Origin of the sequence: Halobacillus sp. H74 (assembly GCF_052246715.1) — a bacterium.
GTDB lineage: Bacteria > Bacillota > Bacilli > Bacillales > Halobacillaceae > Halobacillus > Halobacillus litoralis_A.
Genome location: NZ_JBQQCI010000006.1, coordinates 72,486 through 97,784 on the forward strand (window position 1 = coordinate 72,486; position 25,299 = coordinate 97,784).

The 25,299-nt window shown below is 41.5% G+C and carries 29 protein-coding genes; 19 read left to right on the forward strand and 10 right to left on the reverse strand.

Features of this window, described 5'->3' with window-relative positions; translation table 11 throughout:
- Positions 1 to 3 precede the first annotated feature (3 nt).
- On the forward strand, positions 4 to 840 hold the full coding sequence (locus ACTWPX_RS14350; RefSeq protein ID WP_443120338.1) for a S1C family serine protease: 837 nt from the start codon (positions 4 to 6) through the stop codon (positions 838 to 840).
- Between the two features lie 15 nt (positions 841 to 855).
- Here the strand turns inward: ACTWPX_RS14350 and ACTWPX_RS14355 are convergent, their stop codons facing one another.
- A complete protein-coding gene (locus ACTWPX_RS14355) occupies positions 856 to 1,476 on the reverse strand; it encodes a flavodoxin family protein (protein ID WP_443120339.1) in 621 nt (206 codons plus the stop codon).
- A gap of 438 nt (positions 1,477 to 1,914) precedes the next feature.
- Here ACTWPX_RS14355 and sigI point away from each other — a divergent pair, with 438 nt between their 5' ends.
- The 4 genes from sigI (at position 1,915) to ACTWPX_RS14375 (ending at position 5,919) form a co-directional block, all read left to right on the forward strand.
- Positions 1,915 to 2,652, forward strand: coding sequence for an RNA polymerase sigma factor SigI (gene sigI, locus ACTWPX_RS14360; RefSeq protein WP_443120340.1), 738 nt, complete (start codon positions 1,915 to 1,917; stop codon positions 2,650 to 2,652).
- Entirely contained in the window at positions 2,649 to 3,854 is a 1,206-nt protein-coding gene (locus ACTWPX_RS14365; protein WP_443120341.1) for an anti-sigma-I factor RsgI family protein, read from the forward strand. The genes sigI and ACTWPX_RS14365 overlap by 4 nt, the downstream gene beginning before the upstream one ends.
- Positions 3,855 to 4,105: 251 nt before the next feature.
- Positions 4,106 to 4,501, forward strand: a complete 396-nt coding sequence (locus ACTWPX_RS14370; protein WP_443120342.1) for a DUF1499 domain-containing protein — start codon at positions 4,106 to 4,108, stop codon at positions 4,499 to 4,501.
- Entirely contained in the window at positions 4,498 to 5,919 is a 1,422-nt protein-coding gene (locus tag ACTWPX_RS14375; RefSeq protein WP_443120343.1) for a dihydrolipoyl dehydrogenase family protein, read from the forward strand. The genes ACTWPX_RS14370 and ACTWPX_RS14375 overlap by 4 nt, the downstream gene beginning before the upstream one ends.
- Before the next feature lie 329 nt (positions 5,920 to 6,248).
- Here ACTWPX_RS14375 and ACTWPX_RS14380 read toward each other — a convergent pair whose 3' ends face one another.
- Positions 6,249 to 6,881 carry a TetR/AcrR family transcriptional regulator gene (locus tag ACTWPX_RS14380; RefSeq protein ID WP_443120344.1) on the reverse strand — a complete coding sequence of 211 codons (633 nt, stop codon included), beginning with the start codon at positions 6,879 to 6,881 and terminating at the stop codon, positions 6,249 to 6,251.
- A 163-nt stretch (positions 6,882 to 7,044) separates the two neighbouring features.
- Here ACTWPX_RS14380 and ACTWPX_RS14385 point away from each other — a divergent pair, with 163 nt between their 5' ends.
- Complete coding sequence (locus ACTWPX_RS14385; RefSeq protein WP_443120345.1) at positions 7,045 to 8,607, forward strand: GNAT family N-acetyltransferase; 1,563 nt, start codon at positions 7,045 to 7,047, stop codon at positions 8,605 to 8,607.
- 14 nt (positions 8,608 to 8,621) lie between these two features.
- Positions 8,622 to 9,347 (forward strand): SDR family oxidoreductase, encoded by a 726-nt coding sequence (locus tag ACTWPX_RS14390; RefSeq protein WP_443120346.1) that lies wholly within the window; start codon positions 8,622 to 8,624, stop codon positions 9,345 to 9,347.
- A 95-nt stretch (positions 9,348 to 9,442) separates the two neighbouring features.
- Here the strand turns inward: ACTWPX_RS14390 and ACTWPX_RS14395 are convergent, their stop codons facing one another.
- Entirely contained in the window at positions 9,443 to 9,682 is a 240-nt protein-coding gene (locus ACTWPX_RS14395; RefSeq protein ID WP_128523788.1) for a YhdB family protein, read from the reverse strand.
- 187 nt (positions 9,683 to 9,869) lie between these two features.
- Between ACTWPX_RS14395 and ACTWPX_RS14400 the strand changes: the two genes are divergently transcribed.
- Both ACTWPX_RS14400 and ACTWPX_RS14405 read left to right on the forward strand, forming a co-directional pair.
- Entirely contained in the window at positions 9,870 to 10,337 is a 468-nt protein-coding gene (locus tag ACTWPX_RS14400; RefSeq protein ID WP_128523786.1) for a hypothetical protein, read from the forward strand.
- A 162-nt stretch (positions 10,338 to 10,499) separates the two neighbouring features.
- Positions 10,500 to 11,045 (forward strand): YhcN/YlaJ family sporulation lipoprotein, encoded by a 546-nt coding sequence (locus tag ACTWPX_RS14405; protein ID WP_443120347.1) that lies wholly within the window; start codon positions 10,500 to 10,502, stop codon positions 11,043 to 11,045.
- 23 nt (positions 11,046 to 11,068) lie between these two features.
- On the opposite strand, the gene ACTWPX_RS14410 is transcribed toward ACTWPX_RS14405, so the two are convergent.
- Positions 11,069 to 11,779: a class I SAM-dependent methyltransferase gene (locus ACTWPX_RS14410; protein WP_443120348.1), complete on the reverse strand. Its 711-nt coding sequence runs from the start codon at positions 11,777 to 11,779 to the stop codon at positions 11,069 to 11,071.
- Between the two features lie 118 nt (positions 11,780 to 11,897).
- Here ACTWPX_RS14410 and ACTWPX_RS14415 point away from each other — a divergent pair, with 118 nt between their 5' ends.
- The 8 genes from ACTWPX_RS14415 to ACTWPX_RS14450 all read left to right on the forward strand — a co-directional run bounded on the left by ACTWPX_RS14415 (position 11,898) and on the right by ACTWPX_RS14450 (position 20,697).
- The gene (locus ACTWPX_RS14415) at positions 11,898 to 12,473 is read left to right on the forward strand and encodes a TetR/AcrR family transcriptional regulator (RefSeq protein WP_443120349.1); all 576 of its coding nucleotides are present in this window, start codon (positions 11,898 to 11,900) and stop codon (positions 12,471 to 12,473) included.
- A 68-nt stretch (positions 12,474 to 12,541) separates the two neighbouring features.
- Positions 12,542 to 14,752 carry a YhgE/Pip family protein gene (locus ACTWPX_RS14420; RefSeq protein WP_443120350.1) on the forward strand — a complete coding sequence of 737 codons (2,211 nt, stop codon included), beginning with the start codon at positions 12,542 to 12,544 and terminating at the stop codon, positions 14,750 to 14,752.
- A 68-nt stretch (positions 14,753 to 14,820) separates the two neighbouring features.
- Positions 14,821 to 15,318 carry a GNAT family N-acetyltransferase gene (locus ACTWPX_RS14425; protein WP_443120351.1) on the forward strand — a complete coding sequence of 166 codons (498 nt, stop codon included), beginning with the start codon at positions 14,821 to 14,823 and terminating at the stop codon, positions 15,316 to 15,318.
- An 85-nt stretch (positions 15,319 to 15,403) separates the two neighbouring features.
- Positions 15,404 to 16,813, forward strand: a complete 1,410-nt coding sequence (locus tag ACTWPX_RS14430; protein ID WP_128523775.1) for a SpoVR family protein — start codon at positions 15,404 to 15,406, stop codon at positions 16,811 to 16,813.
- Positions 16,814 to 17,025: 212 nt separating this feature from the next.
- On the forward strand, positions 17,026 to 17,562 hold the full coding sequence (locus ACTWPX_RS14435) for a hypothetical protein (protein ID WP_443120352.1): 537 nt from the start codon (positions 17,026 to 17,028) through the stop codon (positions 17,560 to 17,562).
- A gap of 189 nt (positions 17,563 to 17,751) precedes the next feature.
- On the forward strand, positions 17,752 to 18,492 hold the full coding sequence (pyrH, locus tag ACTWPX_RS14440) for a UMP kinase (protein WP_128523771.1): 741 nt from the start codon (positions 17,752 to 17,754) through the stop codon (positions 18,490 to 18,492).
- 105 nt (positions 18,493 to 18,597) lie between these two features.
- On the forward strand, positions 18,598 to 19,488 hold the full coding sequence (gene dat / locus ACTWPX_RS14445) for a D-amino-acid transaminase (protein WP_443120353.1): 891 nt from the start codon (positions 18,598 to 18,600) through the stop codon (positions 19,486 to 19,488).
- A 771-nt stretch (positions 19,489 to 20,259) separates the two neighbouring features.
- The gene (locus ACTWPX_RS14450) at positions 20,260 to 20,697 is read left to right on the forward strand and encodes a hypothetical protein (RefSeq protein ID WP_443120354.1); all 438 of its coding nucleotides are present in this window, start codon (positions 20,260 to 20,262) and stop codon (positions 20,695 to 20,697) included.
- A gap of 26 nt (positions 20,698 to 20,723) precedes the next feature.
- On the opposite strand, the gene ACTWPX_RS14455 is transcribed toward ACTWPX_RS14450, so the two are convergent.
- On the reverse strand, positions 20,724 to 21,359 hold the full coding sequence (locus ACTWPX_RS14455) for a YczE/YyaS/YitT family protein (protein ID WP_128523765.1): 636 nt from the start codon (positions 21,357 to 21,359) through the stop codon (positions 20,724 to 20,726).
- Positions 21,360 to 21,500: 141 nt separating this feature from the next.
- Here ACTWPX_RS14455 and ACTWPX_RS14460 point away from each other — a divergent pair, with 141 nt between their 5' ends.
- Positions 21,501 to 22,259, forward strand: a complete 759-nt coding sequence (locus tag ACTWPX_RS14460) for a (S)-benzoin forming benzil reductase (protein ID WP_443120355.1) — start codon at positions 21,501 to 21,503, stop codon at positions 22,257 to 22,259.
- A 134-nt stretch (positions 22,260 to 22,393) separates the two neighbouring features.
- On the opposite strand, the gene ACTWPX_RS14465 is transcribed toward ACTWPX_RS14460, so the two are convergent.
- On the reverse strand, positions 22,394 to 22,564 hold the full coding sequence (locus ACTWPX_RS14465) for a hypothetical protein (RefSeq protein WP_443120356.1): 171 nt from the start codon (positions 22,562 to 22,564) through the stop codon (positions 22,394 to 22,396).
- A gap of 84 nt (positions 22,565 to 22,648) precedes the next feature.
- Positions 22,649 to 23,626 carry a S66 family peptidase gene (locus ACTWPX_RS14470; protein ID WP_443120357.1) on the reverse strand — a complete coding sequence of 326 codons (978 nt, stop codon included), beginning with the start codon at positions 23,624 to 23,626 and terminating at the stop codon, positions 22,649 to 22,651.
- A 187-nt stretch (positions 23,627 to 23,813) separates the two neighbouring features.
- Here ACTWPX_RS14470 and ACTWPX_RS14475 point away from each other — a divergent pair, with 187 nt between their 5' ends.
- On the forward strand, positions 23,814 to 24,005 hold the full coding sequence (locus ACTWPX_RS14475; protein ID WP_443120358.1) for a hypothetical protein: 192 nt from the start codon (positions 23,814 to 23,816) through the stop codon (positions 24,003 to 24,005).
- Between the two features lie 13 nt (positions 24,006 to 24,018).
- Here ACTWPX_RS14475 and ACTWPX_RS14480 read toward each other — a convergent pair whose 3' ends face one another.
- Genes ACTWPX_RS14480 through ACTWPX_RS14490 form a run of 3 tightly spaced genes read right to left on the reverse strand, consistent with a single transcriptional unit; the run spans position 24,019 to position 25,170 of the window.
- Positions 24,019 to 24,642 (reverse strand): class I SAM-dependent methyltransferase, encoded by a 624-nt coding sequence (locus tag ACTWPX_RS14480; RefSeq protein WP_443120359.1) that lies wholly within the window; start codon positions 24,640 to 24,642, stop codon positions 24,019 to 24,021.
- Complete coding sequence (locus ACTWPX_RS14485) at positions 24,639 to 24,866, reverse strand: dihydrofolate reductase family protein (RefSeq protein WP_443120546.1); 228 nt, start codon at positions 24,864 to 24,866, stop codon at positions 24,639 to 24,641. Before ACTWPX_RS14485 ends, ACTWPX_RS14480 begins: the two co-directional genes overlap by 4 nt.
- Entirely contained in the window at positions 24,811 to 25,170 is a 360-nt protein-coding gene (locus ACTWPX_RS14490; protein WP_443120360.1) for a dihydrofolate reductase family protein, read from the reverse strand. Before ACTWPX_RS14490 ends, ACTWPX_RS14485 begins: the two co-directional genes overlap by 56 nt.
- Between the last annotated feature and the right edge of the window lie 129 nt (positions 25,171 to 25,299).

The window sequence follows — 25,299 nt, forward strand, 5'->3', positions numbered from 1 at the left end:
GCCATGAACGAACGAGAAAATGACAAGCCAGACATTATAGATGAAGATTTATATGAAGAAATTGATGACGAAGAATTATATGAACTCATTCAAGAAGAGAAAAGAAAAGCGTTTGCACGTGAAAAGGAAGAACTTGAGCAGCAAAAAGTAAAACGTCCCTTTCCGAAATGGATCTTTTGGCTGATCGCGATTATGATGGTGACGAATATTGTTGCGGTCCTGCCGAATACTTTTTCAATTCCGGCAGTCGATTTTCTGATGACTTCCGCTAAATTATCGACTGATGAACAGGTGAGTAACTATAAACAGGCAGTGGTGGTTGTTGAAGCAGGGCAAAGCAAAGGAACGGGATTCGCAATTTCAAAAGATGGCACGATTATAACGAACCATCATGTAATTGAAGGTGAAAAAAGAATTGCTGTAGCATTTCCAGAGGAAGGCCTTTTTCAAGCTGACGTGGTGGAGACTTATCCTGAAGTGGATTTAGCTGTTCTAAATGTTGAGGGAAAAAGCTTTCCGCATTTAGAACTAGCTGAAGAAACTGCATTCGAGCCAGACGATCATGTTTACTTTATCGGTAACCCGTTACGTTTCACAGGAATCGCTAATCAGGGAAATGTCCTGGGATACACCGAATTATCAGATTGGGATGTGCCTGTTTTAATGCTGGATGCACCGATATACAGAGGGAACTCCGGAAGCCCCGTAATTGATGCTCAAGGAGAAGTTATTGGTGTGGTCTTTGCTACCATGCATGATGACGAAGAGGGACGAGTCGGTTTGGCTGTTCCTATCGACTATTACTATGAGAAAACACAAAAACAAAGGGCCGCCGATTAGGAGGTCCCTTGTTTTTTATTCTGGTATTTTTCCTTCTTCTATTGTGTTACCAACTACAGGGATGGGATTGAACATCAATAACTCCGAAAAGTGAATCAAGTTGTAAGTCATTCTTACGACATCACTTTCGATACATGCAGCTGATTTAGGCTTCTGATCATCCAGTTTATCGTTGCAAATTGCACTCGCATGAGGAGGGAAGGTGAATCCAAGCATGGATAAACTGTAGTGAATCGATTGTGCAGCGGTTCGTGCTCCGCCAAATCCTCCATCAGCTACGATCGCTCCTCCGACTTTATTGTAAAACAGCCCCTGGCCTTTTCGGTTTCTTAATTTATGATAGCCTTGTAATCGCTCAATCACGAGTGATGCTATACTGCTCTTGTCGCCCATTGCAATCGGAGTGCCAAGCAGGACGATATCAGCTTCAAGAATTTTTTCGAAAATGAAAGGCCAATCTTCCTCTTGATCAAATTCTGTCGTAATCCCGAATTTGATGTGGAAGTCCCTCAGGTGAATCCTTTCAACATCTATTTTTTCTTTTTGAAAAATACGAGCTGATTCATTAAGGAGTTGTTCTGTGTCTGTGTCATTTTTTCCTTTTTCTAAACTGCAATTCAATAAAACAGCTTTCATTATGTCGTTCCTCCTTCCTGGTGTTTTTTTCTTAATATCGGAATATGATTGCTGAAAAAGTCGCTCTCTTAGGATTTAACCTAGATTTGCATAAGATAAACACTTATATTGCGATTTGCTTTACATAGGACCATAGCATCTATAATTGGATGTTGTTCTTTATTGTGGATGATTATGGATGAATGAAAGGACTTAGTACTTATTTTTTGAAATGTTTATTTAATAAAATGTAACCCCGGTGTGGTAGACCATCGCCGATATATTCAGTAAAATGGTCATGCTTACGTACAATACCTTTTTACCCGACTCTTAAACGAAACATACTTCAGAAGCATTGGTTGATACAATTTTGTAACATAATTGAAATAAATTTAAAATGAACACCCAAAAAAGACACTACACTCACGAAATCATTTAATAGGCTGGAGGTGATAAAGGTTGATCAGAAGTCTTTTTCAAAAAAACGACACCTCCCTGGATGCACAAGTCGAATCCGCTAAGCAGGGAGATGACGAAGCAAGGAACGAAATGCTTAAACAGTATCAACCTTTTATCGCCAAAAGTGTTTCTGAAGTATGTAAGAGATATATAGATCCGACAAAAGATGATGAATTCAGTATCGGTTTACTAGCTTTCAATGAAGCGATTCAATCATATTCCTGTGATAAAGGCAGTTCTTTCCTTTCATTCGCGCGTCTAGTGATCAAGCGTAAAGTCATCGATCATATTCGCAATGAACAGAAAAGGATCAAAGTCACTTCATTAGATGAAGATTTTTATGAAGAAGACCAAATGGAAAATCCTTTAGAAGTATCTGCCGCTAAAGACCGGCATCGCCTGGAAACAGAAGCGTGGCATCGCAAAGAAGAGATTATGGAATTTCAATCTCAGCTGGAAAGGTACAAGCTTTCTTTTGATGAGTTGATTGACTCTTCCCCAAAACATAGAGATGCCCGTGAATCAGCTGTCCAGGTAGCCCGACTTGTTTATGAAGATACCGGGCTAAGAAATCAAGTGCTTGATAAAGGACGCTTGCCGATAAAGGAATTGATTGATCGCGTCGATGTCAGTAAAAAGACACTGGAGCGAAACCGTAAATTCATTATTGCTCTTGTTCTCATCCTGAACGGGGATTATGTGTATCTCAAAGATTATCTGAAAGGGGTGGGTATGTGAGAAAGGGTATTGTAATGGAGCAGCAAAATGAATACATGGTCGTCATGACAAATGATGGTCGATTTCATCGAGCTGAAAATTTAGCGCATGCAGAAGTGGGCATGGAAGTTCATTTTAAAACATACAGTGAACATAAAGTCCTCCACCGTTGGACCCAAGTCTTGCGTAACAACCATACAAAAGTGGCTGTTATGGCCATAGTATTTTTGCTTGCTTTCTTTCCGGTTTACTCATGGTACGGAAGCAATCAAGCTTATGCATATATGAATATTGATATTAACCCAAGTGTTGAACTTGAATTGAATGATCAAATGCAGGTGCTGAATATCACAGCTCAGAATGCAGAAGCGAAGGAGATTGTTTCTGAATTGAAGGGGTGGAAGAAGAAAGACGCCTCCGAAGTTACCTTCGATGTGATTCACTTAAGTAAGGAAAAAGGCTATGTGAATAGCGAAAATCAAGTGTTGATCGGGTTCAGTTATCTGCATTCGGAGTATGATCAGGAATATTCGGAAGAAATCGAAAATTACTTACTTGAGCAATCGACAAATATGACTATAGCGACATTCTTAGTACCTGAGGAAATCCGCAAGCAAGCACGTGATCAAAAGGCCACAGTTAATGAAACGTTAGCTGAGCGGCTAAAGGAAGAGCAGTCTGAAACCGGAACAGGTTCGGTTCCTGTATCTGTCGAAGATGATGATAAGGAAATCATTCAATCATTTTATAACGAAGAATCATCTCAAGAAGATGTTCAAGAAGAGCCTGGTTCCACAATTACGCCGACAGTCCCAATGAAACGTGGTGAAAAATCTCCTTATTTAAAAACGCCAGCGAGAAATAAAGCTCCCGATCATGCCGAACTTCCGGATAAAGGGAAAAAGACAGCTCCAGGCCAAAAGAAAAAAGAAGAAGATGCTTCTGGAAAAGCGAGGAATCATGATAAGAGAAAAAGCCATCAAGAGAAAGCTGAAGGACATGGCAAGAAAAAAAACGTTCCAGAAAAACCCACCAAGCAGAAGTCCAAAGGAAGCCAAGGTGTAAAAGAAAAAGAGCAATCTGGGAAACATAAAAGAAAAGGCCAGCAAAAGAAAAGCCAGATAAATAAACAACATGACAAAAAGGATGAGGATCGCGGAGGTCCTTTGAAAGGTCATTCATCAAATAATGGGAAGAACAATCATAATCATAAACACGAGTAACACTCCTGAATCGGCTGGAGTGTTTTTTTATCGTCTAGCAAATTTAAGTATTTATGGCGATGCTTGCACATTAGATCATCCAGCTCCAGCGCCTAGCCTCTCGAGGTCTTAAGTCCATCCGTACTGTGAAGAAAGATCACTTCACAGTACGGAGGTTCTTAAGCTTGTCGAGGCTGAACAAGGCGCTTGCACATTTGTGCTTGTGTTATTAGTCAAAGTAAAGGTAATGTGTAGAAAAGGAGGAGAAATCCATGACGAAAATCTATCTAGGAGTAAAAGAGGGAAAGTTAGCAGCATGTCCAAGTTCTCCGAATTGTGTATCCACTCAAACAAAAAAACATGATAAACAAATGGCTCCTTTGCCTTTTACTCAGGATCTGGCCACTTCTAAAGATTTGATCAAACAATTGTTGAACCGTATGGAGCGTACAACGATCGAATCAGAATCTGATGATTATATCCATAGCATTATTCAAACGAAATGGCTGCGTTTTAAAGATGACGTTGAATTTTATTTCGATAGTGAAGAAAAAGTCATTCATTTTCGTTCTGCTTCACGAGTCGGTTATTCTGATTTAGGAGTGAACAATAAACGTATGAAGGCATTTTCAGAGCAATATGAAGAAATGAGGAGGGGACAAACTTGAGTTTCGATTACCAAATTGTCGTTATTGGTGGAGGTTCAGGTGGTCTGACCGTTGCTGCAGGAGCTGCCAGTTTTGGAGCTGAGGTCGCACTTGTAGAGCGGCAGCCTGAGCTTGGAGGCGACTGTCTGCATTACGGATGTATGCCTTCTAAGGCCCTTATCCAAGCGGCACAAGAAGTTCATCAAGTCTCCCTTTATAAGGATTTGACAACCTCAGATTATGATCGTTTGTTCATATCTTCAATGGAACGTGTTGCACAAGCGCTGAAGGATGTACAAGAACACGATTCTAAAGATCGTTTTCTTAACTTGGGAATTGACCTGTATGAGGCGGAAGCTTCCTTTGAAGATGAGCATACATTAAAAGTTGGGGAGAAAACGATTACTGCGAAGCGCATTGTCATAGCGACAGGATCTTCCCCTTTTATACCACCGGTTGATGGAATAGATACAGTGGAATATTTAACGAATGAAACCATTTTCTCACTCAAGAACCGTCCAAAATCAATGGTCGTCATTGGAGGAGGAATCATCGGTTTAGAACTCTCCCAAGCAATGAGCAGGCTCGGGATAGAAGTGACGGTCATCGAAGGCAGTGAGCAGGTGCTGACCAATGAAGATGAAGAGATTGCGGAAATTGCTCAACGCAATGTCTCACAGGAACTTCATATACTCACTGGAGCTAAAGCTGATTTTGTTGAGCCTTCTGGTAATGGCATAAAGGTTCACTATACAAAAGATGGCTCAGAAAACGTATTGCATGCGGAACAATTGTTAGTAGCGACAGGAAGGAAACCGAACATTGACCGGTTGGAACTTAATCGGGCTCATATAAAAACAGAAGCTGGAGCCGTTGAAGTCGACCGCTTGTTGCGCACAAGTCAAAAGCATATCTATGCAGTAGGGGATTGTAATGGATCTATGCCATTTACTCATGTTGCAGGCATGGAAGGGAAAATCGCTGTTTCTAACGCTGTCCTCGGTTTAGCACGAAAAGTTTCCTATGAAAGGATTCCATGGGTCGTTTATACAACTCCTGAGATTTACCATTTAGGATTCACAGAAAAAGAAGCCCGGGAACAGCATGGTGATGACCTGTTGACATTTAAAACAAAGCTCTCGAATAATGACCGCTTTGTCGCAGAAAGGAATACAGAAGGTTTAGTGAAAGTCTTAACAACTAACCGGGGGAAAATCGTCGGTGCTCATGCGATCGGGGCCGGTTCTGGTGAATGGATGCAGGAAGTTGGGACGGTACAATCATTGAATAAGAAATTTCAATCGATATCGAGCGTTATCCATCCATATCCTGCCCGCAATAATGCGGTTTCCCAAACGGCAGATCTCTATTGGAGGGAGAAGTTGTTCGGGAGCCGCCTGAATGATGTGATCAAGTGGTATGTGCGAAAGTGGAGATAAGTGGAAAGCTGTCCTCAGAGGGGCAGCTTATTTCATCTTCCAGGAAAATGAAATAACGGTGTTGGTGTTTTATGATGTAGGAAATAGGCGATGCGCTGCTATAAATAAGAGGTTGGGACAAAAGAATTTTTCTTTATGAAGCAATAAATGCATACTCCGCTCCGGCAACATGCTTCGCTTTCCGCGGGCACGGCCTCAGCCTCCTCAAAAAGCAAAGACCGTTTTCTTCCGGGGTCTTCCGCTCGTGCTGTTCCCACAGAAGTCCACGTATGTTGCCTACGCTCCATTTGATCCATTCCACCCTATTGGTCGTCTTTTCCTGGGGGCAGTTAGTGTTTTGTCCCATCCCCATCTTCTTTATGAAGGTGTTCTTCTGGCTTTCCCATTAGTCCATAGAAGAACATCTGCGTAATTTCTTCGCTTTGGTCCGCTAGGGAATGTTCAAAGAAATCAGGAGTCGAACGCATCGCTTGATAGTACATCTCTATATAAAACATAATCGATCGGAAAGAGATATCGGGGTGGACGTAACCTTCTTTCTTTCCTTGGTCTATAAGTTCCATCAATAGGGGCACAGCATCATTCATTGTAAAGTTCTGGACCAGCTCCTGTAATTCTGGCTGGTCAGCAATTACGGTTTTTAAAAATCCAGGATTCAAGTGAAGAACACTTTCCTTTTTATCACGAATGACGAAGCTGATTTTATCTTTAAAGTTCATATCATTATCATGAACAACGTCTTTGAATTTATCAAAACGGTCGTAAATGAATTTATTTACAGTTTCGAATAAGAGCTGGTCTTTGCCACCAAAATAATTGTAGATCGTCACCTGAGATACTTGGGCTTTTTGTGCGATTTCCTGGATACTGACTTTTTGCACTCCGAATTCTGTAAATAAATTCAAGGCGGCAGTCAGGATGTTCAATTTCTTCCGCTCTTTACGTCTTTCAAATCCATTCATTGGCCACACCTCTTCATGAATAATCATACACGAGGTTATGAAACGATTCAATTCATGGATTTCATTACTGTAAAAGCAACCTTTTATAACTAGACAGAACCCAGAATGGTTCAGTACGATAATATTGTACGCAGGTGATTTCAATACGGAGAGGGACGATAAGATGTCAAAGCTCGATCTGACACAATATGAGAAGAAAATAATTGTGAGAACAATGCATGATAAAGATATCGAGCAAATTTTTGAATTACAGAAAGTATGTTTTCCTGACATGGACCCATGGGAAAGAAAGCATTTAGAAAGTCATTTGAAAATATTCCCAGAAGGTCAATTTGTTGTAGAATTCGAAAGCAAAATCATCGGTAGCTGTTCTAGTTTAATTGTGAATTTTGATGAATATGATGACAAACATACATGGGACGACATCACAGATGAAGGATACATTACTAACCATGACCCTGATGGATATAACCTTTACGGGATAGAAGTGATGGTCCATCCCGAATATCGTGGCATGAAAATCGGCCGGCGTTTGTATGAAGCGAGAAAAGAGTTGGCGAGAGAGTTGAACTTGAAGAGCATCATCATTGGTGGCCGGATTCCGAATTATCACAAGCATGAAAATGAAATGAGCCCCCGGGAGTATGTTGAAGAAGTGAGGAACCAGAATATTTATGATCCTGTTCTTACCTTTCAAATCATGAACGGGTTTACAGTTATGCGGATAAATCCGAATTATTTGCCGGACGATAACCTTTCAGCTAAATACGCGACTTTGATGGAATGGAACAACATCGATTACCGTGCCAGGACGAAACGGCATTTCAAAACAAGTCACCCTGTGCGTATCATGGTCATCCAATACATGATGAAAAATATCGATTCATTTGAAGAATTTACGAAGCAATGTGAATATTACGTTGACGTCGCTGCAGATTATGGTTCTGATTTTGCTGTATTTCCCGAAATTTTCACGACTCAGCTTATGTCTTTTTTGGAGGAAAAAGTACCTTCAAAAGCGGTTCGTCGATTAAGTGAGTACACAGAAGATTATATAGAAATGTTCACCCACTTGGCTGTGAAATACAATGTCAACATCATTGGCGGGTCACATTTTGTTGAAGAAGAAGATCAAATTTATAATATTTCATATCTTTTCCGTCGAGATGGCACAATAGAAAAGCAGTATAAGATCCATGTCACTCCGAATGAGCGGACCTGGTGGGGGATCCAGCCAGGCGATGCTGTCAAAGTATTTGACACGGATTGCGGTAGAATTGCGATCCAAATTTGCTATGACATCCAGTTTCCTGAGCTGGCGAGATATGCTGTCGACCAAGGAGCGAATATCATTTTTGTTCCATTTTGCACAGATGACCGCCAGGGATATTTGCGCGTTCGTTACTGTGCACAGGCAAGAGCAGTTGAAAACCAAGTGTATACAGTAATCGCGGGAACGGTAGGGAACATGACTCAAGTAGAAAATATGGATATTCAATATGCACAGTCAGGGATTTTCACTCCATCAGACTTTGAATTCGCTAGAGATGGAATTATCGGGGAATGTAACCCTAATGTGGAAACGGTTGTTGTTGGAGATGTTGATTTAGAAATTTTACGGAGGCAGCGTAAATCTGGTACGGTCCGACAGCTTCGTGATCGCCGCCGGGATTTATTTGAAACCCGATTTAACATAGAAACGGACCATAAACCGAAACGAACATAAAGGAGGGAATGTCCATGTTGGACAAACAGGTAGCAATCATTACCGGTGCATCTAGAGGAATAGGGAAAGAAATCGCTTTTCAAATGGCTGAAAAAGGAGTGCGTTTGTCGATAGCCGGCAGTTCTGAACAAATTCATAAAACGAAAGAAGAATTAGCTGACAAAGGTTACACCAATGTTTTATCTTTCACAGCTGATGTCAGTGATGAAAATGAAATCGATCATGTCGTCCAGGCTACGAAGAATGCGTATGGAAAGGTCGATATTCTTGTGAATAATGCGGGTATCGGCGGCTTCAAATCCCTTGAAGATGTAACCGTTGAGGAATGGAAGCGCACATATGAAGTGAATGTACAAGGGGTCTTTCTTGCAAGTAAAGCAGTGTTGCCTATCATGAAGAAGCAACAGTTCGGAACAATCATAACCGTAGCTTCTGACGTTTCCCGATATACGATTCCGGAAGGCGGTGCTTTATATACGTCAACAAAATATGCGGTCCAAGGTTTCATGGGCTCTCTTGCTCAAGAGGTTCGTAAGGATGGAATTCGCGCCGGGACCGTCAATCCAGGAATGGTCGACACTTACTTTGCTAACGGGACGCAAGGGGACCCGGATAAGGCGGATTGGTTGAAGGTCCAGGATATTGCAGAAGCGGTCGTTTATATGGCGCAAGCTCCAAAGCACATGCTAATAGATGAAATGCACATCCATCCATTGGTCCAGGAGTATCCAAGAATTTAACCGATGGTAAATGGAAAATAAATACACCTCAGGTCATCCAGAATCTGGATGACCTGAGGTTTTATTTTTTGTTGTTTTTTCTAACTCTGCCGAGTTTATAAATAAACGTTAGTGTGAATATCATTGGTTGTTTGAGCGTGATCGATATAGCTCAACAATGCTTCATGGGATTCAAGCATTTCACTTTGTTTGCTTGGGTAGTAACTGGCATGGAGAAATGTCTCGATTTTCTTTGATAAGAATTGGTCCCGAGTTCGGACCATTAATACGAGCAGGTCATCCCATTGGCCCCAAATCATAAAGTGAAGCGCTTTATCGTAATCGTATTGATTCATGGTGTACACATCCTTTTTGAAAGGAGTGTTTTTATTATCTCCGATAAGGGAAAGGCTCACACTGAGAGTTCGTCACAGTTCTGGGAATAGTGACACAATTTTACGTAATTCTTCCGCAAAGTACTGGAAATTTTGTTATGATAGTATGGAAAAGTTTTGCTTATGCATGATGGAGGGAGACTTGGTGATGACAGAGAAACAATTGCTTTATGTGAACATGGGGTGTGTCATCACATTCGGTTTGTTTTTGTTTTTAAGCTTTGTAACAGCTGAAGCGGATGCAACTCAAGGTGTGATGATATTGATCAGTGAAATCATTGGGGGCTTAACACTTTTATGTGCAATCATTTCCCTGTTTTACATAAAAACGGATCAAAGGTATATGCCTGTAGCGATTCTTACGTTTTTGATTCCTTGGATATTATTCGCCATTGGATATGAATTAGGGTTTGATGCGACCACGGATTATACGTGGATCTGGTTCATCGGTTTGTACTTATTATTAATCGCCGGCTTCATTTTAATGAAAACTTGTTATAGCAAAGTGTTGAATGCTTATAAGTTAGTGCCTGCATTTTTGATTTTCATTAACGGTATTTTATTTGTATATCTTATTTTTATTCACATATGGTGGAGCTTACCATTTGCAGACTGAAGAAACCTCAGATCATTCCGATGATCTGAGGTTTTTATTATGGCTTAAGATCTTCTACATGTTATCAAGCAGAGCTATCATCTTCAGTACCTCTATTTTCAATCGCATATTTGGAAGGTGGACACACATACTACAAATAATCATGGAAGGAGGTATACAAAAATGAAGATTAAGGCATTTGCTATCGGTTTGTTAGTTGCAAGTTCACTTGTAGCTTGTCAGGCAGAACAGGAAGCAGGGGACGACAAAGGTAATTACGATGGAGTCCAGAACACACGCTTCGAGCGTGAAGCGGATAACATGAGTCAAGAGGGTAACAATGTCGACAAAGCCGAAAATGACCGTGGGATGGTCCACAATACGAATTATCGTGTAGCCAAGGACGCTGCTAACCGCATCACAAAAGATGTTGATGGGGTAGATAACGCGTATGTTTTGAAAACACGGGACAACGCTTATGTCGCAGCAGAGTTAGACAATCCTAAAGGCGATAAGAACAAAGTCTCTGACGACATGAAAAAGCAAATCGAAAAGGCCGTCAAAGCTTCTGATGAAAACATAAACAATGTTTATATTTCAACGAACCCAGACTTTGTTGACTTGACGAACAACTATGTCAATGATGTTGAAAATGGTGAACCTGTAAGAGGTTTTTTCCGTGAATTCGGAGAAATGGTCGACAGAGTTTTTCCTGACCAACGATCATAATGAGAGAACCAGGGGGCTTTTTATTAGCTTCCTGGTTTTTCTGCTTTGATGATTAAAAAATTTGGTTTAGTGGATACCTTTTCGTAACCGTTCGGGTGGATGTGCTTGAATTCTTTTGTCGGGAGTGGCTCAATCAACTTTTTCATAAGGAAATATTCATTTACATAATGGGTGATTTGATTTAAAGGTCTCCGGTAAAACCACATATCAACCAGTTCTCCATTTACTTTCCACTGGTCGTGAAGAAGTTGAGTTTCGTAATAATCAGCAATCGAAAAGTTCTCATAATCCATAAATGGGTGGTGAGTAGAAAAAAGAAAAGTCCCTCCAGGCTTCAAAATTCGATGGAACTCATGGAAAATCGGTTGCCAATCTTTTATGTAGTGCAAAGTCAGGGAGCTGATGATGACGTTGAACCGGTTGTTCTCGAAAGGAAGCGGACGGGTCAAGTCATGGGCGAAGGCATGGACATTTTGACCTTGCGTGCGCCTCTTCGCAGCTTCTATCATTGAATCGCTTAGATCAATCGCTGTCACTTCAGCTCCCTGCTTTGCCATAAAGGCAGCATACCATCCTGATGCACAACCGGCATCAAGGACCTGTCTACCTGATAATTGCGGCAGATGATTCACCATCTCAGGCCTCTCCAGGTAAGCGTTGTAGGGTTTTGTATCCACATCGAATTCATAGTGGCTGCTCAGTTTTTCGTAGGATTGATAAATGTTCTTTTTCATATGGTCCCCCTCATCATTTATTACCAGTATAAAGGAAAAGGTTGCAACTCAAAAATTAAGATGTATAATCTGTATTAGAGGATTTGACTAAAACGTTCAAATAGTCAGGTGGTGGAATATGAGTAAGACACGAAAAGAAGAAATACAAGAAGCAGCCCAGCAATCTTTTTCTGTGTTTGGTTATAAAGCGACAACGATGGACCATGTTGCTAAAGCAGCAAATGTAGGAAAAGGGACGATTTATAACTTTTTTAAAAACAAAGAAGAGCTTTTTCAAGACATTATTTCGGAATTACTCCAAGAAATGAAATCAAAAGCGGAATCTGTCATGAGTGACGATAAAACACTCAAAGAAAATGTTCATTTAGCTTTGTTTGAACTTTTGGAATATCGAAGGAGTCATCAACTTACTGTTAAGTTGGTCTATGAGGCTCGAGAGATGCGAACTACCGCTGTTCAGGAAGCCTTGCAAAATATTGAAAGCCTCATTTTAGATTATTTAAAGGAAAAGATTATTCTAGCCATGGATCGAGGGGATATTCGTGAATGTGATCCGGAGATTACTGCATTCATGATGCTGAAACTTTATATGGCTTTGATTATTGACTGGGAAGATGGACATAAACCACTCTCAAAAGAAAAAATCCTTGGATTATTTGATGATTATGTATTTAAAGGATTGTCACCATCTTGATGGTCCTTTTTTTTAGTCGGAAGTGACCAAATGAACAAAGTAGTCATATATTATTAGGAGGTAGAAAAATGAATGGTTGGAAATCTTGGCTTTCAGAGTGGAAGCATATCGGGAAAAACAGGAAAATACTGATTCCGTTTTTAGCAGTTATGTTCATTCCATTGATCTATAGCGGAATGTTCCTATGGGCGTTTTGGAACCCATACGGCAGCATGGATGAACTGCCGGTAGCCGTTGTGAATATGGATGAGGGTGCAGAGTTCAATGGAGAGTCATTGGACATTGGAGAAGAATTCATTCATCAGTTAGAAGATAGTGGAGACTTTGAATATCATAACGTTTCAAAGGAAAAAGGTTATGCTGGACTTGAAAATAAGGATTATTACATGCTGGTTGAAATACCCACACATTTTTCTTCTGATGCGACGACTATAATGGGGGACCAGCCAAATCAACCTCAATTGAAGTATGTACCGAACGAGGGTTTCAATTTCTTATCTGCTCAAATCGGAGAATCAGCTGCCGAGCAAATGAAAGCTAAACTCTCCAGCGAAATGACAGAGAATTATGCAGATGCGATGTTCAATCAATTCAATAAATTGAAGGATGGTCTTGCCGATGCCAGTGAAAAGGCAGGAGAGCTGAACAAGGGAGCTGAGGATCTTCAGTCCGCATCAAGTAAAATAAAAGATAAGCTCGCAACATTTACAGAAAAACAGCTGCAGCTAGCAGATGGAACTCAATCGTTGAGAAACGGTGCCGCTAGCTTAGCGACTGGATCATCAGATCTACGAGAAGGGCTGTCGGGTTTACAAGATGGTTTTTCTTCTTTGAAACAAGGGACCGTAAATGCGAGGGAAGGAGCTGAAGATCTCCAAGGAGGCATCGAAAGGTCTGAACAAGGGGCTGTTCAACTCAATGAAGGGCTCGGACAATTGATCGAGCGTACTTCTCCTCTTGAGCGTGGCGCAGGTGAATTGCATCAAGCCGCCAGCCAGTTATCGGGTGGAGCAAGTGATGTATCCTCGTCAGCTGCACAGATTGCTCAAAGTGCAGAAGGTTTGAAAACGCAGCTATCTCCACTGCTTAAGGACATGCCTGAAGAGGAAAAACAGGCGCTGTTGGCTAAAGTGGAGGCAATGCAGCTAGGTTCCGAAAAATTACAAAATGGTGCGCAGTCTTTAGCAGTAGGGGCAGGTCAACTGCAGAAAAAAACAGCTCCTCTATCTGACCAAATGAGCTCGGTCATTCATGCCCAAAAACAATTGAAGCAAGGAGCATCCGAGCTTGTGAGTGGCCAGCAGGATTTATATGCGGGCGCTGCTCGGTTATCAGATGGTGAAGGGAAATTACTTGGAAACATGAACACTTTTTCTCAACGATTGGGAGAGGCAGTGACAGGGTCTGAGCAAGTAGCCGCAGGTGCATCTGAAGTGAATCAAGGAGCAAGTCGCATTTTTGATGGGTCGAACCAATTAGCAGATGGTTCACGGAAACTCCAACAAGGAGCTGCGGATTTATCGGGTGGAAGCACTTCTTTGGCTTCAGGTACGGAGGAATTTCAAACGAATCTTGGTGAAGCCTCTACAAAAGCTGGTAAGGTTCCTTCAGGTGAAGCGACCAGCGGTATGATGGCTGAACCTGTTGATGTTGAGAAAAACGCTGTCAATCATGTTCCTAATTATGGAACTGGCTTCACACCCTACTTTTTATCCTTAGGATTATTTGTTGGTGCATTGCTGATTACCATTGTCTATCCTGTCCGTGAATCATTTGGGCGTCCGGTAAATGCTTTCAGTTGGTTTGTATCGAAGTTCGGTGTACTGTTTGTAGCTGGAACCGTTCAAGCGATCATTGCTGCAAGTGTGATCCTTTTCGGGTTGCAACTGGAAGTACCCAATGTCGGATATTTTTATTTATTCAGCGTAATCACAAGCTTGACATTCATGGCTCTTGTGCAAGTGCTTGTCACATGGTTCGGGGATCCGGGCCGGTTCATCGCCATTCTGATTCTGATTCTGCAGTTGACGACAAGTGCAGGAACATTCCCGTTGGAACTCATACCCAAACCATTGCAAATGTTCAATCCTTTGCTGCCAATGACTTATTCCGTTTCTGGATTCAAAGCGATCATATCAGCGGGTAATACACCGGCCATGTGGCAGAACACCTTGATTCTCGGAGGATTCACAGCCGCTTGTCTGATTATCACTGCCTGTTATTTTATATGGTCATTCAGGAAGGATCATCATTCATCAATACGAGAAGAAGCTGTCTGATGGTAAAGCGGAGGTACTTAAGTATCTCCGTTTTTTTGTTATAATAGATGAAAAAGGAGGATTCTCCATTGATTCATTCAGTAAAACCGCAAGAAGCTTATCAATATGCAAGACTCATTCAGAAATTAGAAACAGAATCAGATTTCCTCCTATACGGAGCCAACGAGAGAAGTTGGGCAAACGAACAAGTAGAGCAAATGATTTACAACCTACATAAGAAGAAGAACTCCACCATTCTTGTAGCCGAAAACGATGGAGACTTTGTCGGTCATGTCACTGTGTTCGGAGGCGGAGCTGACCGTAATGCACATGTTGGTCAAATCATCACAGGGGTTCTGGAAAAATTTCATGGGGAGGGAATTGCGAAACAGCTATTTCTTGACCTTGATGATTGGGGAGTTGCGAACGGTCTCATCCGTTTAGAATTAAGTGTCATGGTTCATAACGAACGGGCTGTGAAATTTTATGAAAGAATGGGATTTGAAATCGAAGGGACCAAGCGTAAGTCACTGGTTGTCCACGACGAGCCGGTGGACGAATATGTGATGGCGAAAATTCTAACATAGCTTTTATATAAGATGACGGGAATCTTCATGTTCTTTCTTCCCCCCTCATATAGTAAGATAAGCGAAATCGAAGGAGGGGGCATCTTTGAAACCAGATGACCAAAAGAAGCTCGAATATGCGATCAGGGAAATCACTGAAATCGCTAAAGGATTCGGGCTTGATTTCTATCCAATGCGTTATGAAGTCTGTCCTGATGATATTATTTATACATTCGGAGCGTACGGTATGCCGACACGCTTCTCTCATTGGAGCTTCGGCAAACAGTATTACAAAATGAAGTTGCAATATGACCTTGGTCTAAGTAAAATTTATGAACTTGTCATCAATTCTAACCCTTGTTATGCGTTTTTGTTAAACTCCAACAGCCTGATCCAGAATAAACTGATCGTGGCCCATGTCCTTGCTCACTGCGATTTCTTCAAAAATAATGCCCGTTTTCAAAACACCAAAAGGGACATGGTTGAAAGTATGGCAGCCACGGCTGAGCGAGTAGCAACCTACGACAAAATATACGGAAAACAGCAAGTGGAGTCATTTTTGGATGCTGTACTAGCCATACAAGAGCATATCGACCCTTCACTTGTGCGCCCTAAGTTATCCTGGTCGATGGAAGAGGAAGAAAGCGAAGAGAAGCCGCAGCAAACGGTTTATGACGACCTTTGGAAAATAGATGAGTCCTCTTCTGAAGACCGTTCTTTTTTCAAGAAGAAAAAGAAATTTCCGCCTCGACCTGAGAAGGACTTGCTTTTGTTCATCGAACAGTATAGCCGCGAATTGGAAGACTGGCAACGAGATATCTTGACGATGATGCGCGAAGAAATGTTATATTTCTGGCCACAGCTCGAGACGAAGATCATGAATGAAGGATGGGCTTCCTACTGGCATGCAAGGATATTGAGGGAATTGGATTTAACGAGTGATGAGTCCATTGAATTCGCGAAATTAAATGCAAGTGTAGTCCAACCTTCTAAAACACAGTTGAATCCATATTATTTGGGGCTGAAAATCTTTGAAGATATTGAAGAGCGCTATGATAACCCTACAGAAGAAATGAAGAAGCACGGAATAGAGCCGGGAACCGGACGTGAGAAAATGTTTGAAGTCCGAGAAATCGAATCCGATCAAAGCTTTATCCGAAACTACTTGACAAGGGAATTGGTGCGACGGGAAGACTTATATCTATTTCAAAAACAGGGCCAAAAATATAAAATCACAGACAAAGATCATGAAGCCGTTCGCGATCAATTGGTCACAATGCGCGTGAATGGAGGCTTTCCATACATCACAGTACAAGATGGGGATTATGTTAAAGGCGGAGAGCTGTATTTGAAACATCATTATGAGGATGTAGAGCTTGATGTAAGCTACCTCGAAAAAACTTTACCATACGTCTACCAGCTTTGGGGAAGGGCAGTCCATATGGAAACGCTAGTCGAAGGCCGGGAGGTTGTGTTCAGTTATGGTGGTAAGAAAGTACAGAAGAAATATTTGTGATTTAAAGGCTGCCCTTTCTCTGAAGGGGCGGTCTTTTTGTTCCATGAAAGAAACAGGCTTAACGATAACCATAGCAAGGTAGAGTATCCTCACCCTCAAACGGAGATAGTGTTTAGCACTCCTTATATAAATATCACTTCCAATAACTCAAATCAGAATGGAATCTGCTATAATTAAGGTAAGATTTACCTTTACATAAAGAGGTGAAACAAATGAAAAAGATTCGCCTGGCCATATTCAGTTTAATTGCTTTGATTATCATTGTTTGCTTTTTCTATCTTGATAACCGAGAATTGAATCGATTGACCAATGATCAAATCTATCCGATGGTCGAAGAGCCGAATCAGCACCCGCAGCCATTGACGGAAGGGAAACTTGAAATTGGTGATGAAGGTGTGCACCTCACGAAGCTCTACAGCCGTAATACATCCAAAGGGCTATATTTTGGTATGTGGTATGGTAAAGGGAACAACCTCATGAACAATGAAGAAAAGAAATGGAAGCGGAAAAAGGGTCAAATCGAGTTTCTTGTAAAAGCGGTGGATTCCAATGGGACGACTTATGATGGACGGACAGTCGGTCTGGTCACAGGTACCTTTTCTGTTTTTCAATATGTTCAATTCGATGGTTTCCACTATGATCAGGATTTAGAAGAACTGACACTCTTCTTTTATCCAATGATTGCTGAAGGGGATGAAGCTGCTCCGAATGCACAGGCGTGGTTGGAAACGACTATTCCTGTTGAATAAGGTGAGCAGCAATGTTTCTTTCTTCCATGCATATGATACAATGTTGAATAGTCAAAATATATGAGAAGGGAGCGGTGAAAATGGAGCAAGCAAAATCTGTCTGTAGTAAAGGACTGCTTATTTTTCCGTTCCTATTGGAGAGCATAGACAATGTCTATGCTCTTTTTTTAGAATGAAGGAGGGACTGGAGTGAGATATTCACGCGTTTTATTGAAAATCAGTGGAGGCGCTTTAAAAGGAGATAGTCAGGACAACTTCGATCATGCAAGTTTAGAACATATTGCTAATGAGATTTTGACATTGATTGAAGAGGGAGTTGAAGTCGCTCTTGTTATTGGAGGTGGGAATATCTTTCGCGGACGCACGGCTGAAAAGTGGGGCATCGATCGTGTCGAAGCGGATAACATAGGAACAATTGGCACCGTTATCAACAGCCTGATGCTTCGTGGGGTTCTGAAGAGTAAATCGGAAAAAGAAGTACGTGTGATGAGTTCAGTTCCTGTATCCAGTGTTGCAGAACCATATATCCGCTTGAAGGCCATGCACCACCTCGATAAAGGTTATATCATCATTCTTGCAGGGGGGAACGGGCAACCGTTCGTAACGACAGACTACCCAGCTGTTCAGCGGGCGATCGAACTGGAGTGTGATGCTATCCTTGTTGCCAAGCAAGGTGTCAACGGTGTATATACTGCTGACCCTACGATTCATGAGAATGCGAAGATGTATGGTACATTGAATTACGATGATATATTGTTACAAAACATACAAGTGATGGATCAATCTGCGTTACTTCTTGCCCGTGACCATCAATTGCCTGTACACATATTCAACTTTGATCAGGCTGGTATTATGAAAAATGTCTGCCAGGGCATGGATGCGGGCACTCTGATCTCACATCGTCCCTCTAAATTTCAAGAAGAAGTCTAGGTCTATAGGCTTGTATTGAAACATTTTTCAATGAGATACCATAGAAGTGCAATTTTCTGATAAACTATTCGTTAAACTATAGGATTGAGTTTAGGAGGCTGTGTTATGACGATTTACAATCACATATTGACAGAAAATGATTTTATAGAGCAGGATGACCTTCGATATCCTTTCGAGGAAAGAGGGTTGCAGTTCGGAGATGGCATCTATGAAGTCATCAGAGTATATGATGGCAAGTATTATTTGATAGATGAACACGTGGGGCGTCTTTATCGTTCCGCCGCAGCTGTGAAAATCAATGTGCCATATAAAAAAGAAGATATGTATAAACGTTTGGATGAATTGTTAGAAAAAAACGGGGTAGAAGGCGATGCTAAAGTATATCTGCAGATCACACGTGGTTCTGCTCCGAGAGATCACGCTTTTCCTGCAGATACGGATGCGAATTTGTATGCCTATGTCAAAGATCTGCCGCGCCCGACAGAATTAATGCGCGAAGGGGTAACGGCCATCACACAGGACGATGTCCGATGGGATTGGTGCTATATTAAGAGCTTGAACCTTTTACCGAACGTCCTCGCAAAACAGGCTGCGAAAGAGCAAGGAAGCTTTGAAGCGATTCTCCATAAAAATGGAGAAGTGACGGAGTGCAGTTCTTCCAATGTGTATTATGTAAGGGATGGCAGTGTGTACACACATCCGGCTAAAAAAAATATTCTTCATGGATGTGTACGCATGCGAATCGAAGCCTTCTGTAATCAAGAAAATATTGAATTCAACGAAGCGCCTTTTCTTGTGGAGGATATCCAATATGCAGATGAGCTGTTTTTGTCCAGCAGCACAGCGGAAGTCATGCCGATCCTGAAAGTCGATGGTCAGACAGTTGGTGATGGCACTCCTGGACCTGTCACACGAACACTGCAAAAATGTTATGAAGAAGAAGCGGGAATCCCAGAAAACAAGTCGATCTTTTCAAGTCAATCGGCGACTGACTAAAAGATACAAAGCTGAGGAAATCAGTCATTATCCAAAGAAGTACTTCAATTAACATATCAATTGAGGTGCTTCTTTTATTGTCTTGTTGAATATCTGTGAAATAATGGCCTTATTACGAGACCACGGAAAAACCCTTTTTCATATAGAGGAGCTGTCAAAGTTTGTTGTTGCTTCTCACGAATCGCTTGTCAGTGGGGGCTTGCCGCGGGCACGGCCTCAGCTAACTTGGTCAAGAAGATCACTTCACCAAGTGGATCTTCGGCTCGTGCTGTTCCCGCAGGCATCACCAACGAACGCTCATGGTGGAATCAACAGAGGTCCATCAAAAAAGTGTGGTTTTCTTTGATTTTTAAAAGAAAATCGCTAGAATCAGTCTTTTCCAGAAGAAGTGTTGCGGCACTGCTCAAAATCCGTACTCAACACGATTTACACAGTAAATGAAGGCATGAAAGAGAAGTTCCCAGCGAAGCTCATGGACCAGTAAGAGCCCGAATGTTTCATCAAATAAAGAAGCCGAGTTGAACAACGTCCAACTCGGCTTCTTTATTTGATGAAAAACTTAAAAAGTTGCAGTTCTACAGTGGCCATCTTATTATCGTACCTGCTTTAAAGTGCAGGAGTCGTTCAAGACTCGATTCCGAGATATTGTGTGAAGAAAGCAAGTTGCTTCTCAGCCTGCTTAATCTCTTATACTGTAATAAGTTTATCGCTCATATTGTCCTATGTCATTATGCTATAATGCAATTAAAATCGCTGAAAGGAGAGAATACATTGGCGAATATCAAAATAGAAATGTCAAAAGAACAATATGAAACACTGGTCGAATCGGTCTTTTTAGGTTCGTGGATGGTGAATTCAACAAAGATGGAATTGGATGAAGCATTTGAGGATGTCCGTGAACTTGTGTTATCGAAATATAAAGAAGGGAATCTTGAGGACCGTATTACGCATCATGAACAATTAGGAGTACACGATCTGGATGTCGATTACGAATCCAAGTTGTTGGCTACGTATGTGGAGGAGTATGATGAGTTCAGTTTCTGGGACAAGTTGGTAGAAAAATTGGTCGAGAAAAAAATGACAGAACTTTATGGTCCTTTGGAAGGAAATATGACGGAGGAACAGATGGAAAAACGGTTGGAGTTGGAAGAAAAGATCGGAAGAAAGTTAGAAGAAACAGGTGTGACGAAACTCTCGTTTGATAAATAGAGCAAACAAAAGGCGTGACTTTTAAATCACGCTTTTTGTTTAAGTTTCTTTCTTGGTTCTGTCCATAACATGGCGATGGGACGTGCCCACCGGAATGTCGTTTGAATAAGTGGTCCTAAGAGAATGGCGACGATCAATGTACCAAAACCTACGGGTGCACCTAGTAAGAAACCGATGAGGGCCATGGCAGATTCAGATAAAATTCTAATGAAGCTTTTTGACTGCTTTGTTTTTTCATTCATAATCATCATGAAATGGTCGAGTGGGATCCTTGGGAATGGTGTACGTAAATAAACCGAGATACCGATTGCGGTGGCGAGTAAACCGAGCGTGAATATTCCCCACTGGCTCCACCAAACATCATACTCAGCATTTGCCAATAGACCATAAAGGAAAATATCGACGGTGCGTCCACGAATGATGATGGGAATCAGAGATTCGAATTTCGGTCGTTTACTTTCTAATTTTGCATTTACAAGTAAAAGAACGATGAAGGCTGCGATCATGACACTTCCTACCGTTACAGGCAAGTGCATGGACAGCCCGACGGCAATACTGTCACCAGGGCCGACACCTAAACCGGATCTGATGATAAGAGCAAGGCCGAGGCTGGAGATCACGAGGCCGCCTATATAAATGATGAACAGAACTAAATATTTCATGATAGAGACTCCTTTAGACGGTACATATATGCTTCGTTTATCATATCGTTTGCCATATCGGATGTAAAGTTAGGGCTTGCTGAGTGTTTTTATTATTATCATAAGGGAAATATATATCAATAGATGAAGGAGGAATAAGAGATGCAATATGCAATAGTGACAGGTGCTTCCCGTGGTTTAGGAGAAGCAATCGCGAAACAATTGATTCTCAAAAATGTAAATGTCATTTCTGTTTCGAGATCGGAAAATGAGGAGTTGAAATCCTTGGCTGAGGAACATGGAGTCCATTACTCACATGTCAGCTGCGATTTAAGTAAAACAGAGGAAATTGAAAAAGGGTTGAATCATATCACGGAAGAAGTTTTTCATGACAAAACTCATTATGTCTATCTCGTCAACAATGCCGGAGTGATTGAACCGATCGATACCGTCGGTCAGTTGCAAACTGAAGCTGTTGAGAAACATATGCAAGTAAATGTGACGGCCCCGATTCTAATGGTTAACAGATGTATTCGCGAAGCAAATGCACGTGATATCTCCATGGGTATCATAAATATCACTTCAGGAGCGGCCGAAAAGGCAGTTCATGGATGGAGTACATACAGTAGCTCCAAAGCCGCAATAAATCGTTTTACAGAAACGCTAGCCCTTGAACAAAAAGATAAGAAGCATTTGATTTTAGCCTATAGCCCGGGGGTGATAGACACGGATATGCAGAACGAAATCCGTTCTTCTTCGAAGGATGCTTTTGCTGATGTAGATAAATTCAAGCAATTAAAGGAGGAGGGTTCATTGCGCTCCCCCGATGAGGTCGCAGGAGTGCTGATGGATCTTTTATTGGAGCCGCGAAAAGTGGAGAACGGCAAAGTGTACAAGTTATATGATTTAGTTAATGGATAAAAGAAAAGAGGAAGAGGCTGGGACAAAAGAATTTTTCCGCCAGAAAACCCGAACCTTAGTTCGGGTTTTCTTTATGAAGCAATAAATGCAAGCGCCGCTCCGGCAACATACTTGAGGCCACTGAAAAAACCTTTTCAATCTAGAGGAACTGTTAAAGTTTGTTGTTGCTTCTCACGAATCGCTTGTCGGTGGATGCTTGCCGAGGGCACGGCCTCAGGTGTCTTGGTCAAGAAGATCCCTTGACCAAGCGGATCTTCGGCTCGTGCTGTTCCCGCAGGAGTCAACGTATGTTGCCTACGCTCCATTTGATCCATTCCATCCTATTGTTCGTCTTTTCCTGTGGCAGTTAGAGTTTTGTCCCAGCCCCTTCCTCTTTTTGAGTTAAACGCTTAGTGCTCAAGTATTTCAATTGTAGCCTCTCCATTTTCCGCTGCTACTTTAGCCATTCCGCCAATAGGAAAGGTGAAACGGGGAGTCGTATGCCCGAAATTCGCATCTGAAATGACAGGAATGTGATCCAACTCTTTTTTTGAGTGGATGATCCCCTTCAAAACATCCGGATGGAATTCAGATGCATTCTGGAACCGGCCGATAATGATCGCTTTCACTTTATCAAAGCCTGGTTGATGGATTAGTGATTGTAAGTCACGATCGAAAGTAGGGGGATTAGATAGTTCATCATCTTCAAGAAAGAGGATGGTGTTCTCTAAAGCAGGCATGTATTCCGTACCTTGAAGAAGGTTTAATGTGCACAAGTTCCCTCCAATAATCGTCCCCTGTGCTTCTCCTTCATTAATGATACGAGGGCCTTCATTTGAATGGAAAGTACGATTTTCCTGATCAAGATACCAACGATCGTCACTCCAACATTCAGCCGGTTGAATAGTGATGGGAGTAGACCTTGTGACCATTTTCGCGAAGTAATCGAATGTGTAGTCTACCCCCTTTTCCATCCCGAAGGAAGAAAAATGCGGGCCGCTAAAAGTAATAAGCCCTGTCTTACTATAGATACTGTTGGAGAGCGCAGTAATATCCGAGAAACCACAAAAGATCTTAGGGCTGTCTTGAATGAGACGGTAATCGATATGTTTCAACAATTGGTTGCTGTCGAAACCGCCGATTGTGGTCAAAATGGCTTTGACTTTAGAATCGCGAAAAGCTTCGTGGAGATCGGCAATACGGTGTGTGATCGGGTTGGATAAGCTTGAAGCATCTTCATCTGCATATTTACTGAATGTAACTTTGAATCCAAGCCTTTCTAATCTCTCCATGGCTAGTTGTTTCTGATCAGCTGCGATGATGGCAAGGCTTTTAGATGGCGAGATGACCCGGATTTCATCTCCTTTTTTCAGTTTGGCTGGGTACATGACAGGATTTTCCTTTCTATTATAGATTTATTTATCGTCGATTTCTTTCCACCATACAAAATGCCGATAGTTGAAGTTCTGCTCTGTTATTCTAAGGGATAAATAAATTCACCTCTATCCAGATAACAATGAAATAGCTGAAACAGTTTCCCATAAGATACGTATGTATGAATAAAGGGGGATTCTTATGTGGTCAACGTTATTAGGTATTTTCTTTGTTATTGTGTTCTTTACTATCCTGATCAGGTTTATTGGACAGTCTTCCAGCAGCCGTACGATTGGTTCCAAACAGGAGCATCAAAATGCCTGGCAGTCCGACTTTCACAGTCATGGAAATGATCACGGGGACGGTGGTGGAAGCGATGGAGGAGGGGAATGACCTCCTCCATCAGTCACTTTCTTAAAATGAATCCTTGGAAGTGGGTAGGACCGTTTCCATCATGGCTCATCGGTATTTTATGAAACGCCTCGATAGTAAAATATTGTTCCAGGACTGTTTCTAAATCCTCATCCTGGTAGAAGGAAAAGAAACGCTTAGGCTCATGGAAATCATTTTCCCAAATCCCTTCCTGATTGATGCCCCCATATACCCCCATATAGAATAGGCCGTCTGTTTTCAACACATGCTGGACACCCTTAAGAACGTCCCTCAGGTTATTTTTAGGGACGTGAAGCAGACAGTTAAGCGACCAAACAGCATCGAATGAATCTTTTTCAAAAGTAAGCTCATCAAAACTCATAACACTTGCGTTCAATCCTTTTTCCCTGCACTTCTCAACCATCTGCTCGGATAAGTCAGTAGCATGGACATTCAGATTTGCAGTCTTAAAATAATCACTGTCTTTCCCTGCACCTGCCCCAATTTCCAAGAGAGAGTTTTTTTCTTCATTAATCAAACGTTGCAAAAAAGAAGAACGTTCATATATTTTCCACGTTTGGGTCTCTGCATTGTTTCGATGATTGGATTGAGAATCATAAGCGATGGATAACTGTTTTTTTAGTTTTTCAGAAATCATGAATTGCCTCCGTCCAGTATGCAGGTGAACATGTATTTACCATCTTTGATTTGTTTAACATCCACTAGAAAGAGTTCTTCTTCAAGTTCAGTCGTTTGGAAAAGAGGAACCTCATTACCGACAGACGTTGGATCTAGAGCAATTTGGTACTCATCGGGGAGCTCTGAGTCAATGAAATGGTGAAGCAGCTGTGCACCACCTGTGGCCCATATACTTATTTTGATTTTTTTTCAGTAAGTTGGTCAGAGGGGAGATTTGTTCTGGTTGAATGTAGGTTGCAAAATCGTCAACCACTTCCCGTTCATTGCTAACTACATATACATCTTTAGTTTTGAATGGGAATTCGTCGGCCAGTTCGAATATCTGTTCATAAGTTTTTCTTCCTAAGAAGACGGTATCAATTGAACTGAAGAAAGATTGAAACCCATAACCTTCTTCTGAATCACTCCAAAGCCAATCGAATTCACCATTTTCTCTTTCTATGTACCCATCTGGAGCCCGCTCAATATATAAAACCACTTTGCTCATCTCCCTACCTCCCTGAAAAAACATATTGAATTTTTGCACAAATCTATCATATAATAAACGTAATGAAAAAAGAAGGGACTGAAGTATAAAGCAATGAAGTACTAATCCTGTTTTTTTACGAGTATGAGA